This window comes from Solidesulfovibrio sp. (genome assembly GCF_029978005.1).
Lineage (GTDB): Bacteria > Desulfobacterota > Desulfovibrionia > Desulfovibrionales > Desulfovibrionaceae > Solidesulfovibrio.
Genome location: NZ_JARKOZ010000164.1, coordinates 1 through 15,084, shown reverse-complemented (window position 1 = coordinate 15,084; position 15,084 = coordinate 1). Strand labels below are relative to the sequence as shown.

Here is a 15,084-nt window from a genome sequence, read left to right as displayed (position 1 = left end):
GGCTTTGCGGCCTGCGGGTCCGGGCCAATTCCCCGACCACAACGACCGACGCAACGCCGCCCGCCATTCCCGACCTCCCTCCCATCCGCCCCCGTCGGGGGGACCGGGGGGGATCATCCCCCCCGGCCGCCGGAGGCATCTTCCCTCTTCCCCTTCCCCCTCCTCCACTACCGAAACAATCCCTTCAACCCATGCGGCTCGCAGCGCAGATACTGCCTTGGCGGGGCGACCTGGTCGCCGAGGGCGGCGGCGGCGTGCCAGGGCCAGCGGGGGTCGTAGAGGATGCCGCGCGCCAGGGCCACCGCGTCGGCCTGGCCGGCGCTGACGATGGTTTCGGCCTGGGCGGGTTCGGTGATGAGGCCCACGGCGATGGCGGGCAGTCCGGTTTCGGCCTTGATGCGCGCGGCGAAAGGGACCTGGTAGCCGGGTTTGACGGGAATTTTCTGGTCCGGGGAGAGGCCGCCGCTGGAGACGTGGACGTAGTCCACGCCGAGGGCCTTGAAGCGTTTGACGAAGGCGAGGCAGTCCTCGACGTCCCAGCCGCCGGGGACCCAGTCGGTGGCGGAGATGCGTACGCCGAGGATGCGGTTTTCGGGCAGGGCCCCGCGCACGGCGGCGATGACGCGAAGGGGGAAGCGCAGACGGTTTTCGAGGCTGCCGCCGCAGTCGTCGTCCCGGGTGTTGGACAGCGGCGAGAGGAACTGGTGGAGCAGGTAGCCGTGGGCGCAGTGGACTTCGACGCCGGCCAGTTCCAGGGCGGCGGCGCGTTTCGCGGCGGCGGCGAAGGCTTTTTCGACGCGGTCGAGGCCGGCGGCGGAAAGGGCCCGGGGCGGGGTTTCGCCCGGGGCGTAGGGAATGGCCGAGGGGGCTTCGGTAGTCCAGCCGCTCTGGGCCGGGGAGAGCTGTTCGCCGCCTTCCCAGGGCTTGGCCGTGGAGGCCTTGCGGCCGGCGTGGGCGAGCTGGACGAGGATGGGCGTGGCGGCGCAGGCGTGCACCTGGGCCAGGGTGCGTTCCAGGGAGGCGGCGTGGGCGTCGGACCACAGGCCCAGGTCTTCGGGGGAGATGCGGCCCTGGGGTTCCACGGCCGTGGCCTCGATGACCACCGCGCCGGCCCCGGAGACGGCCAGCGTGCCGAGGTGCACGGTGTGCCAGGCCGTGGGGTGTCCGTTTTCGGCCGAGTACTGGCACATGGGCGCGACGACGATGCGGTTGGCCAGCGTGCGCGGCCCCAGGGCCACGGGGGAAAAGAGCATGCTCATGGCAGGTGTGCCTCCGGGATGGTTTTCATGCAACCTATCCCTTTTCGGCTGCCCGCGACAGCGCCAATCCGGCGACGGGGTCGCGGGCGGCGGGAGGGATCAGGATTCGAACAGGGCCACGGCCGGGCCAAGCAGGGCGCAGGTGACGCCGGCGAGGATCATGACCAGGCCGGCCACGGCCCCCTCCTCGTCGCCGATCTCCCGGGCCCGGGCCACGCCCGCGCCGTGCGCGCCCATGCCGAGCATGGCCCCGCGCGCCAGGGCGCAACGCAGGGGCAAGACCTTGAGGAGCATGCCGCCGAGCGACGCGCCCAGGATGCCCGTGGCGATGACGCACACGGCGGCCAGATCCGGCGCGCCTCCCACGTCCTTGGCGAAAGCCATGGCGAAGGGCGTGGTGAAGGACCGGGGCAGCACCGACAGGCGCACGTCCCGGGGCAGGTCGAGCAGGCCGGAGAGCAGCCATGTTCCGCCGAAGGCCAGGGCGCAGCCGAAGCCGACGCCGAGGACGAGGGTCGGCCAGTAGCGGCGCAGGAGCGCCCGGTGCTCGTAGATGGGCAGGGCGAAGGCCACCGTGGCCGGGCCGAGCAGAAGCAGCAGCCATTGCCCGCCGCGCATGTATTCGCGGTAGCTCGCGTGCAGGCCGACGGTCAGGGCCAGGCAGAGCACGCAGGTCAGCAGCAGCGGCGAAGTCAGAAACGACTTCGTGTAGTGGTGCACGATGCGCGAGACGACGTAGGCGGCAAGCGTGGCCGTGAACCAGAACAGTCCCGGGTGTTCAACGGACATGGCGCGTCCTCCCCCTGAAATGCAGTTCCACGATAAGGGCCGTGCCGGCCATGACCGTGAGGATGCCAACGACGATCACGGCCAGGAGCTTGAGCCCGGTGACGCTCAGCAGTTCCTTGTGGTCGAGCAGGGTCATGCAGGCCGGGACGAAAAAGAGCAGCAGATGGTCGAGCAGGCTCCCGGCCCCGCGCCGCACGAACCGGCTCGGCAGCGCGCCGGAGGCGAGCAGCACGACCAGGGCCAGCATGCCGATCACGCCGGCCGGCACCGGCAGGTCCAGGGCGCGCACGCACAGCTGGCACAGCCACCACAGCCCCACCAGCCCGGCCAGCTGGGCCCCGTAGGCGGCGATCCCGGTGACATGGCGGATATTTCCATTATTTTTCGTGTCCATGGGACAACTCCTTGTACGAAATTGGAAATAGCCACGCCCGGGGCAGTTGTGAAATGAATTGTCGGAATCCAATCCATTCCGTATTGGAATGGCCATGGAGCTGCGGCATCTTCGGGCATTCGTGGAAGTGGCCCGCCAGGGCGGTTTTTCCCGGGCGGCGCGGGCGCTTTTTTCCACCCAGTCCACGGTGAGCAAAGCCATCGGACAGTTGGAGGAAGAGCTCGGCGAGGCGCTTTTCGAGCGCCTGGGCACCGGGGCGCGGCTGACCGAGGCCGGGGAGCTGGTCTACGCCCGGGCCGTGGCCATGCTGTCCGAGGGCGAGCACATGGCGGCGGAACTGGCCGACCTGCGGGGCCTGGTCTCGGGCCGGCTGCGCCTGGGGTTGCCCATTTTCGGCAGCGCCAGGCTTTTCGCTCCGCTTTTCGCCGAATACCGGCGGCGGCATCCCGGGGTGGAGATCGAACTTCTGGAACAGGGCAGCGCCCGGCTGGAGGAGGCCGTGCTGGCCGGCGAGGTGGAACTGGCCGTGTCGCTTCTGCCGGTGCCCGAGGCCTTCGCCTGGCAGCCGGTCTGCGACGACCCGCTCATGGCCGTGCTGTGGGCCGACCATCCCCTGGGCGGGCGCGTGGCGATACGGCTCGAGGAGCTTTCGGAAATGCCGTTGATCCTCTTCGAGCAGGGCTTCGTGCTCAACGCCCGCATCGAGTCGGCCTGCCGGGCGCGGGGCTTCACGCCCGAGCCGGCGGCGCGCAGCAGCCAGGTGGACTTCATCATCGCGCTGGTGGCCTCGGGCCTCGGCGTGGCGCTTTTGCCGCGCATCCTGACCGAGGGGCGCGACCTGTCTCCGCTGCACGTGCTCCTGCTCGACGAGACGGACCTACGCTGGCGGGCGGCGTTGGTCTGGCGGCGGGGAGCGCGGCTCTCGCCGGCGGCCAAGGCCTGGCTGTCCCTGGCCCGGGAGCGGCTGCCGGGATGAGGGGGGAAGAGCGCCTCCGGCGGCCAGGAGGGGGTGACCCCCTCCTGGACCTCCCCGCTAGGGGGCGGAGGCGGATGGGGCTTTGCGGGTGAAGAGGAGGGCCGTCTTGGCGCGCAAGGTTGTCTCTCCGGCGGACAGGCGGCCGTCGGTGAGGCGGCGCATGGTCCAGCCCGGACCGAGGAGCGCGGCCAGGGCCTCGGCCGTAAAAAAGCGCCCGTCGCGCACGCAGCCGGGATGGCGCGCGGCGAGGACCTCGGGCGGCACGGCCAGTTCGTCCAGGGCATAGGCGGGGTGCAGGGTGAAAAAAACCTCGTGCCGCGCCCAGGATGCGGCCGCCGCAGCCACGGCCGCGAGTTTGCCCTTGGCCACCACGCCCCGGCCGACGAAGTCCACCAAAAGGGCTAGGTCGAAACGTTCGGGCGCGGGCGCGGCCAGGAAGTCGCGCGCCAGGAAGTCCACGCCCGCCAAGCCGTGCAGCCGGGCCAGGAGCGTGGCCGCCTCGATGATCTCCGGGTCGGCGTCGCAGCCGAGCACCCGACGCGCCCCGCACCTGGCGGCCAGCAAGGAGAAGTAGCCCAGGTTGCAGCCCAGGTCGGCCACGGTCTTGCCGGCGACGTCGAGCCCGGCCACGTAGGGTTCGAGGGATTCGGGACCGGGGCCGCTTCCCCGGGCCAGCAGCGCGCCGTCCGGGCCGGCCACGGGCCGCCAGACGCGTCCGGGCCCCAGGGCGGCCAGCATTTCACGTAACCGATCGAGAGAAGGTGCGAAATCGGTCATGGCCCGTTGTACCCGGGCCAGGGAACATTGCAAGGCCGGTCCGCCCCGGTCCGGTGGCCGACGGGAGTTGTCAAAGCCCTCCTCCTTGGGTAAGAGCGATCACCCGCGGGAAAACGCGGGCGCGGCGGCCATGCGGTCTGCGCGCCGACGCCGCATCCCGGCCAGCGCGCCGCGAACCCCTACCCCCACACCATCTATGGTATTTAGCTCAGCATCCTTTTTGTTCTATTTCCTGCCCGTCGTGCTGGCCCTGTATTTCAGCTGCGTTTCCTTCGGCCGGCTGCGAAACTGGATACTGCTGGCGGCGAGCCTTTTCTTCTATACCTGGGGCGAGGGCGAATACGTCGTCATCATGCTCCTGTCCATCGTGGCCAACTACGCTTTCGGCATCTGGGTCCACAAGGCCCACGAACGCAGCGACGCCAAGCGCCAGGTGGCCGTGGCCATCGCCTTCAACCTGATTCTGCTCGTCATCTTCAAATATACGAACTTCATCGTCGCCAACCTCAACACCCTGCTCGGCCAGGTCGGCCTGCCGGTCATCTCCATCGGACAGGTGCACCTGCCCATCGGCATCTCCTTTTTCACCTTCCACTGCATTTCCTACATCATGGACATCTACCGCCGCCAGACGCCGCCCCAGATGTCCCTGCCCAACACGGCCCTTTACATCTCGCTTTTCCCCCAGCTCGTGGCCGGCCCCATCATCCGCTACAAGGACATCGCCGCCCAGATCACCCACCGCATCGTGGGCATCGAGCGGTTCTCCAAGGGCATCAACCGCTTCGTCATCGGCCTCGGCAAGAAGGTGCTGATCGCCAACGTCGTGGGCCTGCCGGCGGACAAGATCTTCGCCATCCCGGCCGAGCACCTGACCACGCCCGTGGCCTGGCTCGGCATCGTCTGCTACACGCTCCAGATCTATTTCGACTTCTCCGGCTACTCGGACATGGCCATCGGCCTTGGCCACATGTTCGGGTTCAAGTTCATGGAGAACTTCAACTACCCCTACGTGTCGCGCTCCATCCAGGAATTCTGGCGGCGCTGGCACATCTCCCTGTCCACCTGGTTCCGCGACTACCTGTACATTCCCCTGGGCGGCAACCGGGCCGGCAAGGCGCGGATGTACTTCAACCTGGTCATGGTCTTTTTCCTGTGCGGCTTGTGGCATGGAGCCAGCTGGAACTTCGTCATCTGGGGGATGTTCCACGGCCTGTTCTCGGTGCTGGAACGCTTTTCGCTGTTCAAGCGCCTGACTCAGGGGCCGCGCCTTTTCGCCCACGCCTATACCCTGCTCGTGGTCATGGTGGCCTGGGTCTTCTTCCGGGCCGAGACGCTGCCCGTGGCGCTGAACTACATCAAGGCCATGGCCGGCTTCGCCCAGGGTTCGGGCGTGGAATGGCACATGGGGCTTTTCCTCAACCCCAAGGTGGGCATCGTCCTGGCCCTGGCGGCCATCGGGGCCACGCCCCTCGTGCCCTGGATCAGGGAGCTCCGGGAACGGCTCCTCGCCGTGCGGCGCTTCGGCCCGGTGGCCCTGGACGACGGCGTGGAAGCCGTGGTCAGCCTGGTGGTCATGCCGGCGGTTTTCGTCCTGTGCGCCATGTCCCTGGCCAGCGGCACGCACAACCCCTTCATCTACTTTCAGTTCTAGGGCGTCCCCATGGTCTTGGCCCCCACTTTCGCCCGCAAGATCGTGCATGCCGTCGGCGCGCTGCTTTTCCTGGCGCTCATCTGCCTGCCCCTGGCCGACAACTACTGCCAGATCGCGCCGGACGTGTACCTCATGGAGAACGACCCGACGCCCCTGCCCGAGTTCTCGGCCTCCCAGGTCTTCAAATCCTTCAACGTGCTCCAGCGCGGCTACCTGGAAAAGACCTTCGGCTTCCGCAAGTTGCTCGTGCGCCTGGAAAACATTCTCGACATCTTCTGGCTGCGCTCCTCCAGCCAGTACCAGACCGTCATCAAGGGCAAGTCGGACTGGCTGTTTCTCTCCCAGGAAAACAACGACCTCAACGTCATCCAGGACTACCGCTCGGTGCGGCTTTTCACCCAGAAGCAGCTGGAGCGCTGGGTGGACGTCTACAAGGACCGCCAGGACTGGCTGGCCAACCGCAACATCCGCTACCTGATCGTGGTGGCGCCCAACAAGGAAACCGTCTACCCGGAATTCCTTCCGAAAAAATTCAACAAGGTGAGCCCCGTAAGCCGCATGGACCAGCTCGTGTCCGCCCTGGAGGCGGCCGGCGTGCCCGTGCTCGACCTGCGCCCGACCATGGAGCTGGTCAAGCGGCAGGCCCTGGCCTACTACCGCACCGACACCCACTGGACGACCTTCGGGGCCTTCGCCGGCTACGTGCAGATCATGAAGCGCCTGGGACAATGGTTCCCGCAGTTCGAGCCGGAGATCCGGGGCGAATTCGACATCGCCATCACCCCGGACTTAAACGGGGGTCTGGCCAGCATGCTGGCCCTGAGCGACTACTTTCCAGAAAGCCGCGTGACCTTCACTCCCCGCTTCCAGCGCCGGGCCGTGGAGACTGCGGCCATGCATCCCGTTCAGCCCTATTTCCAGCCTACGGTGGTCATGGATACCCATGATCCGGCCCGGCCCAATGTGGTGGTCTTCCGGGATTCCTTCGCCCACGAGCTCATCCCCTTCCTGTCCGAGCACTTCAACAAGACCACCTACCTCTGGCCCTACCCCTCGACCTCGCGGGACGTGCGCTTCTTCGACAAGGACTTCATCGAAAAGGAGAAGCCGGCCCTGGTCATCGACGAATTCGTGGAACGCTACTTCACGGAATTCCCAGCCAAGAAGGTCATGGCCCCGGCCCAGTAATGCCCATTTGAAACGCAACGCCAGTTGCGTTTCAAAACATACAACTATATCATAGAGATATATCACCTCTCCGTTTCACTTTTGAAGTGGGACCGGAATAACCTCGCGAAAGCGCCTGGAGCACGCGGCATGCCAGTCAGCACCGTGCGCGCCTTCGTCGGCATCGGCCTGCCCGGGGAGTGCCGGGCCCTGGCCGCGCGCCTGGGCAAGGCCGTGGCCCGACTGTCCCGGGGGCCGGCCAGTCCCGTGCGCGAGGAGGTCGTTCACCTGACGCTCCGGTTCCTGGGCGACGTGCCGGTTTCCGGTCCCGGCGGGATCGGGGCCGTGGCCGAGGCCCTGGGCACGGTCGCCTTCGCCCCCTTCGCCCTGCGTTTCGGCGGCGGCGGATTTTTTCCGGACATCACGAGGCCCCGCGTGGCCTGGGCGGGCCTTGCCGCCGGTGCGCCCGAGTGCCGGGCCCTGGCGGCCCGGGTGGAAACGGCCCTTTCGCCGCTTGGCTTCGCGCCCGAGACCAAGCCCTTCACGCCCCACCTGACCCTGGCCCGGCTGCGCGAACCCGGCCGGGGCGGCGACTGGCCGGGAGCCCTCAAGCTCCTCGTCGAGGCCGCCTGGCCCGAGCTCACGGCCTGCGCCTTCACCTTGTGGCGCTCCATCCTGTCCCCGTCGGGGGCCCGGCACGAGGTCGCGGCGACCTTCGCCGCCCGGACGGACTGAACTGCCGAAACGAAGACGCCGCCTCCCGAAGGTGGCGGCGTCTGAAATGCGGCGGGGCGCGCTCCCCGGCCATCCCGGCTCCCTGGACGCGGGACGGCGGGGATCGCTTCCCGGGTCGGCTACATGTAGTCGCCCCGGTTGAACTTGATCTTCTCGGTCACGGTCATGACTTCCAGTTCATTGACGAGGGAACCGAGGCCCGCGTTGGCGTCGCTTGGCAGGTCGTCCTTGAGCTGCTTGACGCCGGTTTCAATGTTTTCCAGGACGCCGTAGGCCTGCTTGAGGGAATCTCCCCCGGAACCCGAAGCGAGCGTGTCGGCGTAATTTTCCCACTTGGCCAGCAGGGTGTCCATGTTGTTCATAACCGCCTGCTCTTCTTCGGTGAATTGACCGGTGGCCTCGACATCGCCGGCGGTCTGCGCGCCGCTGACGCCCAGGGCGGCATAGCCGGCCAGGGGCGGAGCCGAAAGCCCCGTCGCCTGGGAGGTCCCGCCGTCGCCCACCTTCTGGGCCAGAAGGGCGGCAAAGGCATCCGACGCATCCGTGGACCCCGTGGTCCCCGCGGTCTTCTCCGCGGCCTGCTGCAGGGCGGTCAGTTGGTCGGTTTGGATTTTCATCGGCCTTCCCCCGCGTTGACGTTTCCCGTCTGCATGCAAGGAGCCTGCCATTCAGTAATATTTTCTAACATGCAGGCATCACTTGATAAATTTTTCAGGGCATCAGGAAATTTTTGCCCGCCTTCCTGCGTCGTCCCGCCGTCGCGGCTCGCGTCGCCCGTGAAGCGGCCTCGCGCCTCGCCCCGCTCTCATATTCATAGGACAGGGAAAACGCCTTGTCTATCGCCCACCACTTTGGCATCCTGGGCACCTGGCCCGTTTTTCTCTTTTCGACCGGTGCGATGGGATCTTAAGAGCAAACGCATCGCCAAAAAGGAGCCGTACCATGCCTGCCATCAAGAACATCCTGTGCGCCGTGGACTTTTCCGAGAGTTCCGAACGCGTGGCCGAATACGCCGCCACCGTGGCCAAGGCCGCGGGAGCCGCCGTCACCTGCGTCTACGTGGCCCCGTCCCTGGCCGAGTACGTGGGTTTCAACGTGCCCCAGGCGGCGCTCGACACCTTCGTCGGCGACGTGGTGGCCTCGGCCGACACCACCATGCACGACTTTTTGAGCCAACATTTCAAGGAAGTGCCCGTCACCGGCCTGGTCGTGACCGGCTACCCGGCCGAGGAGATCCTCAAGGTCGCGACCGACCGCAAGGCCGACATGATCGTCATGGGCACCCACGGCCGCACCGGCATCGACCGCATCATCTTCGGCTCCGTGGCCGAGAAGGTGGTCAAGACCGCCGCCTGCCCCGTGCTGACCATCAAGCCCCGCGAAGCGGCCTGATGCCGCATCCCTCGAAAGCGCGTCCGTGCTTTCGAGGCAAACCCACGCCCCGGGCCGTCGTCCCCGCCAGCCCTTCGGGACCGCGGCCCGGGCCAGGAGCGCCCGTCCATGCAGCCTAGCGACCGTATCCGGGAGGACGTGCGGGAATTCACCCCGTACTCCCCCGGCCTTTCCATGGAAGAGATCAAGGAGCGGTACGGCCTGTCCCGCGTGGTCAAGCTGGCCAGCAACGAAAACCCCCTGGGGGCCTCGCCGCTGGTCAAGCGGGTGCTGGCGCGCAAGGCCGACATGGTCTTCCGCTATCCCCGGGCCGGCAACCCGGCCCTGACCGCCGCCCTGGCCGCCTTCCACGGCGTGCCGCAAGCCTGCGTCGTGGCCGGCAACGGCTCCGACGAGATCATCGACCTGCTGGTGCGCCTGACCTGCCGGCCGGGCCGCGACAACGTGGTGGCCTTCTCGCCCTGCTTCTCCATCTACGTGCAGCAGACCAGGCTTTGCGGCGTGACGCTGCGCCAGCCGCGCCTGGGCCCGGACTTCGCCTTCGACCTGCCGGCCCTGGCCGGAGCCTGCGACGAGGACACGGCGCTGGTGTTTCTCACCAACCCGGACAACCCGTCCGGCTACGCCGTTGCGGCGGGCGAGGTCGTCGCCCTGGCCCGCTCCCTGCCGCCGCGCGCCCTGCTGGTGGTGGACGAGGCCTACGTCGATTTCGCCGAGCCCGTGGCCGACTACTCCATGCTCGCCCGCTGGGGGACCTGCGACAACGTGGTGGTGCTGCGCACCTTCTCCAAGCTCTACGGTCTGGCCGGGCTGCGCCTGGGCTTCGGGGTCATGCCCGAGTGGCTGGCCGACTACATGCTGCGCGTGCGCCTGCCGTTTAGCGTCAACCTCATGGCCGAGGCCGCGGGCCTGGCCGCCCTGGAAGACACGACCTTCGCCCAGGCGAGCCTGGAGACCGTGAAACGCGGCAGGGCGCGCCTGGCCGAGAAGCTGGCCGCGCTTGGCTGCCTGGTCTACCCGTCCCAGGCCAACTTCCTCATGTTCAAGCCTCCCCTGGACGCGGCCGGGGTTTTCGAAGCCCTGCTGCGCCGGGGGCTCATCGCCCGGGGGCTCAAGAGCTACGGCCTGCCGGAGCTTCTTCGCGTGAGCGTCGGCAACGACGAGGAAAACGACCTGTTCCTGGCCGCCATGAAGGACATCCTCGAAAATGGCTTCTAGCGGTTCCCGCATCATCACCATCGACGGCCCGGCCGGGGCGGGCAAGACGTCCGTCTCCCGCCGGGCCGCCGGCCGGCTGGGGTTGGCCTACCTGGACACCGGGGCCATGTTCCGGGCCCTGGCCCTGGCCCTGGGGCCGGGCGGCCACGCCCTGCCCCAGGCGGACATCCGGGCGCGCCTCGGGGCCATGACCTTCGCCCTGGCCGGCAGCGGGGCGGACACCGTGCTGCTGGTCGACGGCGCACCCCTGCCGGACGCCGCCCGCACCGAGGAGGTCGGCGGCTGGGCCTCCAACCTGGCCGTCCTGCCCGTGGTGCGCGAAAGCCTGCGCCAGGCCCAGCAGGCCCTGGGCCGCAGCGCGGACCTCCTGGCCGAGGGCCGCGACATGGGCACCGTGGTCTTTCCCGGGGCTTCGTGCAAAATCTTCCTCACCGCCTCGCCCGAGGTGCGGGCGACCCGGCGCGTGCGCCAGCTTGCGGCCCTGGGCAAGCCGGCCGACTACGAGGAAATCCTCGCCGCCATTCGCCGCCGCGACGACCAGGACCAAAACCGGGCCACCGCCCCCCTGATCCCGGCCGCCGACGCCCTGGTCATCGACACCTCGGAGCTGACCGAGGACGCGGTGGTGGAACGCATCGTGGCCGCGGCCACGGCCTGATCTCCGTGCCTTTTCCGCTCCCGGGCCGGCGTCGCCGCGCCGGTCCGGGGGCAACCCGCCAAACGCCGTTTTTGTCCCAAGACGGCACACGCCTCGGCCAAAAGGCCACATTTTCGTCGCTTCCCCGTCGCTCCCCCGGGGCAGACTCCCCGCCGGGCCAGGTTTGTCACGCTTTGGCCCATCCCTTGCTAAGCCGAAAGCCAGCACATCGGCCGCAGCCGGCCACGGGAGGAACGCACCATGCCCAAAACCCCTTGCACCATACCGGTTATTCCCCACGCCGTGTCCCTGGTCTACACCATGTACCGCCACGGCGCGCGCCTGTCGGAGCGCGAGGCCGAGGAACGCGCCCGGGCCACGGCCTCGCGCCTGGGCCTGTCGCACAGGCGCGGCGACGGCTCCCGCTGACGCCTCGCCCAGGGACGCATGACCGCGATCGGCCTTGCCCCTTTCCCTCGCGCCCGGGACCCGGTATGCGGGAGACGGCGCGGCCCTTCGCGCCGCCAACCCCAACCGGTCCCCGAGCGCCATGACGACATACCGCCTGCACCTGCGCCGCGCCGCCTCCCTGGCCGAGGCCCGGCGGGCCGTCGAGGAGACGCTGCCCGCCTACGCCGACGTCTTCCCCTCGGACAAGGCCGCGCCCATACTCCTTAAGCCCAACCTCAACGCCAACATGAACGCCCTGACCGGCAACACCACCGACCTGCGCCTGCTGTGCGCCCTGCTCGGGGCGCTTCGCGACGCCGGCTACGCCGACCTCACCGTGGGCGAGGGCACCAACTCGGGCTTTTACCGCAACGACATCGGCGTCATCGCCCGCCTGGCCGTGGACAAGGCGGCGGCGCGCTTCGGCGTGCCGGTGGTGGACCTCAACCACGCCCCGGGCCGGCCCGTGGCCTTCGAAAACGGCGTCACGGCCCAGGTCGCCGCACCCGTCCTCGACGCCGCCCTGGTCATCAACCTGCCCAAGCTCAAGACCCATTTCGAGGCCGGCATGTCCGTGTGCCTCAAAAACCTCATGGGCTGCCTGGTCGGCCAGGAGAACAAGAAAAAGACCCATCAGAGCCTGGCCGCCAACATCCTCAACCTGAGCGACGCCGTGCGGCCCGGGCTGCACATCGTGGACGCCATGGTCGCCATGGAGGGCCTGGGGCCCACGCGCGGCACGCCCCTGCGCTGCGACGCCCTGGTCTTCGGCGACGATCCCTATGTCATCGACCTGGCCTGCGCCCGCCTGGCCGGCTTTCCCGACGCCGCCGTGCGCCCCCTGGCCGAGGCCCGGCGACGGGGACGGCTCACCCCGGACAGGGAAGCCTTCGTGGCCGGCCTTTCCCTGCCGCTTCTGGCCGGCCGGCCCTTCGCCCCGCCCAAGGCCGGCCACGTCGCCACGTTCGTGCACAGCCCCAAGCGGCAGAAATACTTCCTGGCCGTGCGCAACCTGCGCCTTTTCCGCTACCTGGCCGGCACGGACTGGTTCGGGGCGCTGCTCTTCAAGACGGGACTGCGCCAGGACGTCTTCTGCCGGGAGGAGATGCGCCTGGACGGCCTGAGCCTCGACGACCGAGCCTGCGACGGCTGCGGCGCCTGCCGGGAACTTTGCCCCATGGGACTCGACCCGGCGTCGGTCGCCGCCTCGGGCGGGGACGCGGCCTGCATCGGCTGCCTGTACTGCTATCTGGCCTGTCCCAGGCAGGCCCTCACCTTCCATGGCGAGCCGGGTTTTTTGGCCGAGCAGATCCGCCAGTACGACGCCCTGGCGCGCGCGCTCTACAGCCCCTGCCCCCGCCAATGAAAACCGGCCCGCCGCGTCCCGAACGGGAACGCTGCCGGGCCGGCGATTTGATCTCTTCCCGGGAAACGGGGCGCTAGTAGCCGCGCTTCTCCTGTTCGTGGCCGATGAGCCCGCCGGCGATGCCGCCGAGGGCTCCGCCGATGCCCGCGCCGATGCCGGCATTGCCGCCGGCGATGGCGCTTATGGCCGCGCCCGTACCCGCGCCGATGACAGCGCCGGACAGCGCGCCTTGCTGCGTCTTGGTCATATTGGTGCAACCCAGAGCGCCGACGAGCATCACGGCGGCGATGAGCATGCTCAACTTTTTCATGGTGTCCTCCTTTGAAACGACGCCTCCGTCCGGTCGAACCGTCGCGGAGGGGAGCACGCCTTTCATAAAAAATAAGGCCGAAAGGCGCATTGTGAACGGGCCGCTAGGGCTTGGCTTCCTCTTGCGCCTTGGCTTTCGCCTTGGCCTTGGCCTTCGCCTGGGCCTTGGCCTCGGCCCGCTTCTCCTTGAGCGCCTCCTTGGGATCGGCCTGGCCGATGTTCGTCGCGCCGATATTGGGCTGGGCCAGCTCGTACCACATGACCTCGATCACCGGCCGGCGCAGCTTGTCCGGATGCTCGGCGTACCACTTGTCCAGGGCCGCCACCATCTGGTCGAAAGTGTACGGGGCAAGGCCGCGGGCCCACGCGTCGATGGTGCTGTTGACGGCCGGCGTCGCGCCCTGCACTTCCTGGTCAAGCTCGATGACGGTGGCCGCGCCGACCAGGAACGCCTTTCGCTCCTCGGGCGAGGATTTGGTCCAATGCTCGCCGGTCACCACCGGAATCTGGTAATCCGCGGCCAGGGCCGGGGCGGCCAGAACCAGGGCCGCGAACAGCCCCAAAGCCAATCGTCTGGTGCTCTTCCACATACTGTCGCTCTCCTTCGGCAAAGCTCGCCTTGTGTCGCTGCAAAAACACGCGTCGCGCTCCCCCCGGCGGGGAACGACGAAAATACACTCCATACTCTATGAGGAACATCCTTCAAGAAATCAAGCTTGACCACCCCACCGACGCCCCTTGCCGAAAAGCCCGCCCGGGACTATGAGCAATCTCCCGAGGTGCCTATGTCACACGCCCAGAGCCTTGTCGCGGAACTCTCGCGTCCCCTCGAGGGCGGCGCGTTCCTCTCCGACGCCGCCCGCCGCCGCCTGCTCGAAACCCTGCCCCAAGCCACCGGCGAAACCCTCGACGCCTTCGCCGCCGCCGCCGACGCCGTGCGCCGCGCCCGCCGGGGAAACGCCGTCTCCCTGTGCGCCATCATCAGTGCCAAATCCGGCCGCTGCGGCGAAAACTGCGCCTTCTGCGCCCAGTCCGGCCACTACGCCACCAACACCCCGCAACATGCCCTGCTGCCGCCCGAACGCATCGTCGAAGCCGCCGCCTCCATGGCCCGCCACGGCGTCGCCCGCTTCGGCCTGGTCGCCTCGGGCCGGGCCCTGCCGGCAGCCGAACTCGAAAGCGCCGCCCAGGCCCTGGCCGGCATCGCCAGACTGCCCATGGCCGCCGACGCCTCCCTCGGCGTGCTCTCCGAAGACGCCCTGGCCCGCCTCAAGGACGCGGGCATGGCCGCCTACCACCACAACCTCGAAACCTCCCGGGCCTTCTACCCCGAAATCTGCACCACCCGCACCTTCGACGACAACCTGAACGTGCTGCGCGCCTGCCGCAAACTCGACATCCCCATCTGCTCCGGGGGCCTGTTCGGCATGGGCGAAACCTGGGAAGACCGCGCCGATCTGGCGCTCACCCTCCTCGAAGCCGGCGCGTTCTCCATACCGGTCAATTTCCTCAACCCCATCCCCGGCACCCCCCTCGCCTCCCAACCCGTCCTCTCCCGCGACGAAGCCCGGCGCATCGTCATCCTGCTGCGCTTCCTGCTGCCCGACCGGCAAATCCGCATCTGCGGCGGCCGGCCCGCCGTGTTCGGCCCGGACGCGGCCCTCGCCCCCATGGCTGCCGGCGCGGACGGACTCATGGTCGGCGACTACCTGACCACTGCCGGCCGCGCGTTGGAGGAAGACAGGCGGGGATTGAACGGGATGGGGTTCGTTTTGTGAGCAGGCGAGGGGAGTGAGAGGGTGAGGGTTGATAAGATTGAAGATGCCTCCGGCGGCCAGGAGGGGGTGACCCCCTCCTGGACCTCCCCGACGAGTGCGGGTGGGGAGGCAGGTGGGAACGGTTGGCGGCGTTGCGTCGGCAGTGGTGGTCTCGGAAATGGGCCGGGCGACGCAGGCCGCAAA

The 15,084-nt window shown here is 68.4% G+C and carries 17 protein-coding genes; 10 read left to right on the top strand and 7 right to left on the bottom strand.

Going from position 1 to position 15,084, the window contains the following annotated elements; genetic code table 11:
- Positions 1-167: 167 nt before the first annotated feature.
- The 3 genes from Q1K70_RS18175 to Q1K70_RS18165 all read right to left on the bottom strand — a co-directional run bounded on the left by Q1K70_RS18175 (position 168) and on the right by Q1K70_RS18165 (position 2,442).
- Positions 168-1,259, bottom strand: coding sequence for an NADH:flavin oxidoreductase/NADH oxidase (locus tag Q1K70_RS18175; RefSeq protein ID WP_300162710.1), 1,092 nt, complete (start codon positions 1,257-1,259; stop codon positions 168-170).
- 99 nt (positions 1,260-1,358) lie between these two features.
- Entirely contained in the window at positions 1,359-2,048 is a 690-nt protein-coding gene (locus Q1K70_RS18170) for an LrgB family protein (protein ID WP_300162707.1), read from the bottom strand.
- Positions 2,038-2,442 carry a CidA/LrgA family protein gene (locus tag Q1K70_RS18165; protein ID WP_300162704.1) on the bottom strand — a complete coding sequence of 135 codons (405 nt, stop codon included), beginning with the start codon at positions 2,440-2,442 and terminating at the stop codon, positions 2,038-2,040. Before Q1K70_RS18165 ends, Q1K70_RS18170 begins: the two co-directional genes overlap by 11 nt.
- A 94-nt stretch (positions 2,443-2,536) precedes the next feature.
- On the opposite strand from Q1K70_RS18165, the gene Q1K70_RS18160 reads away from it, so the two are divergent.
- A complete protein-coding gene (locus Q1K70_RS18160; protein ID WP_300162701.1) occupies positions 2,537-3,418 on the top strand; it encodes a LysR family transcriptional regulator in 882 nt (293 codons plus the stop codon).
- A gap of 57 nt (positions 3,419-3,475) precedes the next feature.
- Here the strand turns inward: Q1K70_RS18160 and Q1K70_RS18155 are convergent, their stop codons facing one another.
- Positions 3,476-4,195: a class I SAM-dependent methyltransferase gene (locus tag Q1K70_RS18155; protein ID WP_300162699.1), complete on the bottom strand. Its 720-nt coding sequence runs from the start codon at positions 4,193-4,195 to the stop codon at positions 3,476-3,478.
- 220 nt (positions 4,196-4,415) lie between these two features.
- Here Q1K70_RS18155 and Q1K70_RS18150 point away from each other — a divergent pair, with 220 nt between their 5' ends.
- From Q1K70_RS18150 to thpR, 3 genes are all read left to right on the top strand, one after another.
- Complete coding sequence (locus tag Q1K70_RS18150) at positions 4,416-5,849, top strand: MBOAT family protein (RefSeq protein WP_300162696.1); 1,434 nt, start codon at positions 4,416-4,418, stop codon at positions 5,847-5,849.
- 9 nt (positions 5,850-5,858) lie between these two features.
- Positions 5,859-7,037, top strand: coding sequence for a hypothetical protein (locus tag Q1K70_RS18145; protein WP_300162693.1), 1,179 nt, complete (start codon positions 5,859-5,861; stop codon positions 7,035-7,037).
- A 129-nt stretch (positions 7,038-7,166) separates the two neighbouring features.
- Positions 7,167-7,751, top strand: a complete 585-nt coding sequence (gene thpR, locus Q1K70_RS18140; RefSeq protein WP_300162690.1) for an RNA 2',3'-cyclic phosphodiesterase — start codon at positions 7,167-7,169, stop codon at positions 7,749-7,751.
- A gap of 119 nt (positions 7,752-7,870) precedes the next feature.
- On the opposite strand, the gene Q1K70_RS18135 is transcribed toward thpR, so the two are convergent.
- On the bottom strand, positions 7,871-8,368 hold the full coding sequence (locus Q1K70_RS18135; protein ID WP_300162687.1) for a hypothetical protein: 498 nt from the start codon (positions 8,366-8,368) through the stop codon (positions 7,871-7,873).
- Between the two features lie 325 nt (positions 8,369-8,693).
- On the opposite strand from Q1K70_RS18135, the gene Q1K70_RS18130 reads away from it, so the two are divergent.
- The 5 genes from Q1K70_RS18130 to Q1K70_RS18110 all read left to right on the top strand — a co-directional run bounded on the left by Q1K70_RS18130 (position 8,694) and on the right by Q1K70_RS18110 (position 12,814).
- Positions 8,694-9,143 (top strand): universal stress protein, encoded by a 450-nt coding sequence (locus Q1K70_RS18130; RefSeq protein ID WP_300162684.1) that lies wholly within the window; start codon positions 8,694-8,696, stop codon positions 9,141-9,143.
- Positions 9,144-9,251: 108 nt separating this feature from the next.
- Positions 9,252-10,361, top strand: coding sequence for a histidinol-phosphate transaminase (hisC, locus tag Q1K70_RS18125; RefSeq protein ID WP_300162680.1), 1,110 nt, complete (start codon positions 9,252-9,254; stop codon positions 10,359-10,361).
- Positions 10,351-11,019, top strand: coding sequence for a (d)CMP kinase (cmk, locus tag Q1K70_RS18120; protein WP_300162678.1), 669 nt, complete (start codon positions 10,351-10,353; stop codon positions 11,017-11,019). The genes hisC and cmk overlap by 11 nt, the downstream gene beginning before the upstream one ends.
- A gap of 240 nt (positions 11,020-11,259) precedes the next feature.
- A complete protein-coding gene (locus tag Q1K70_RS18115) occupies positions 11,260-11,427 on the top strand; it encodes a hypothetical protein (RefSeq protein WP_300162675.1) in 168 nt (55 codons plus the stop codon).
- Positions 11,428-11,548: 121 nt separating this feature from the next.
- Positions 11,549-12,814, top strand: a complete 1,266-nt coding sequence (locus tag Q1K70_RS18110) for a DUF362 domain-containing protein (protein ID WP_300162672.1) — start codon at positions 11,549-11,551, stop codon at positions 12,812-12,814.
- A 73-nt stretch (positions 12,815-12,887) separates the two neighbouring features.
- On the opposite strand, the gene Q1K70_RS18105 is transcribed toward Q1K70_RS18110, so the two are convergent.
- Positions 12,888-13,124, bottom strand: a complete 237-nt coding sequence (locus tag Q1K70_RS18105) for a glycine zipper domain-containing protein (protein WP_300162669.1) — start codon at positions 13,122-13,124, stop codon at positions 12,888-12,890.
- 103 nt (positions 13,125-13,227) lie between these two features.
- Positions 13,228-13,713 (bottom strand): hypothetical protein, encoded by a 486-nt coding sequence (locus Q1K70_RS18100; protein ID WP_300162666.1) that lies wholly within the window; start codon positions 13,711-13,713, stop codon positions 13,228-13,230.
- A 195-nt stretch (positions 13,714-13,908) separates the two neighbouring features.
- Between Q1K70_RS18100 and bioB the strand changes: the two genes are divergently transcribed.
- A complete protein-coding gene (gene bioB / locus Q1K70_RS18095; RefSeq protein WP_300162663.1) occupies positions 13,909-14,901 on the top strand; it encodes a biotin synthase BioB in 993 nt (330 codons plus the stop codon).
- Positions 14,902-15,084: the final 183 nt, after the last annotated feature.

Coding starts and splice junctions, on each gene's coding strand:
- Q1K70_RS18175 (WP_300162710.1), bottom strand. CDS start 1,259: ATGAGCATGCTCTTTTCCCCCGTGGCCCTGGGGCCGCGCACGCTGGCC.
- Q1K70_RS18170 (WP_300162707.1), bottom strand. CDS start 2,048: ATGTCCGTTGAACACCCGGGACTGTTCTGGTTCACGGCCACGCTTGCC.
- Q1K70_RS18165 (WP_300162704.1), bottom strand. CDS start 2,442: ATGGACACGAAAAATAATGGAAATATCCGCCATGTCACCGGGATCGCC.
- Q1K70_RS18160 (WP_300162701.1), top strand. CDS start 2,537: ATGGAGCTGCGGCATCTTCGGGCATTCGTGGAAGTGGCCCGCCAGGGC.
- Q1K70_RS18155 (WP_300162699.1), bottom strand. CDS start 4,195: ATGACCGATTTCGCACCTTCTCTCGATCGGTTACGTGAAATGCTGGCC.
- Q1K70_RS18145 (WP_300162693.1), top strand. CDS start 5,859: ATGGTCTTGGCCCCCACTTTCGCCCGCAAGATCGTGCATGCCGTCGGC.
- thpR (WP_300162690.1), top strand. CDS start 7,167: ATGCCAGTCAGCACCGTGCGCGCCTTCGTCGGCATCGGCCTGCCCGGG.
- Q1K70_RS18135 (WP_300162687.1), bottom strand. CDS start 8,368: ATGAAAATCCAAACCGACCAACTGACCGCCCTGCAGCAGGCCGCGGAG.
- Q1K70_RS18130 (WP_300162684.1), top strand. CDS start 8,694: ATGCCTGCCATCAAGAACATCCTGTGCGCCGTGGACTTTTCCGAGAGT.
- hisC (WP_300162680.1), top strand. CDS start 9,252: ATGCAGCCTAGCGACCGTATCCGGGAGGACGTGCGGGAATTCACCCCG.
- cmk (WP_300162678.1), top strand. CDS start 10,351: ATGGCTTCTAGCGGTTCCCGCATCATCACCATCGACGGCCCGGCCGGG.
- Q1K70_RS18115 (WP_300162675.1), top strand. CDS start 11,260: ATGCCCAAAACCCCTTGCACCATACCGGTTATTCCCCACGCCGTGTCC.
- Q1K70_RS18110 (WP_300162672.1), top strand. CDS start 11,549: ATGACGACATACCGCCTGCACCTGCGCCGCGCCGCCTCCCTGGCCGAG.
- Q1K70_RS18105 (WP_300162669.1), bottom strand. CDS start 13,124: ATGAAAAAGTTGAGCATGCTCATCGCCGCCGTGATGCTCGTCGGCGCT.
- Q1K70_RS18100 (WP_300162666.1), bottom strand. CDS start 13,713: ATGTGGAAGAGCACCAGACGATTGGCTTTGGGGCTGTTCGCGGCCCTG.
- bioB (WP_300162663.1), top strand. CDS start 13,909: ATGTCACACGCCCAGAGCCTTGTCGCGGAACTCTCGCGTCCCCTCGAG.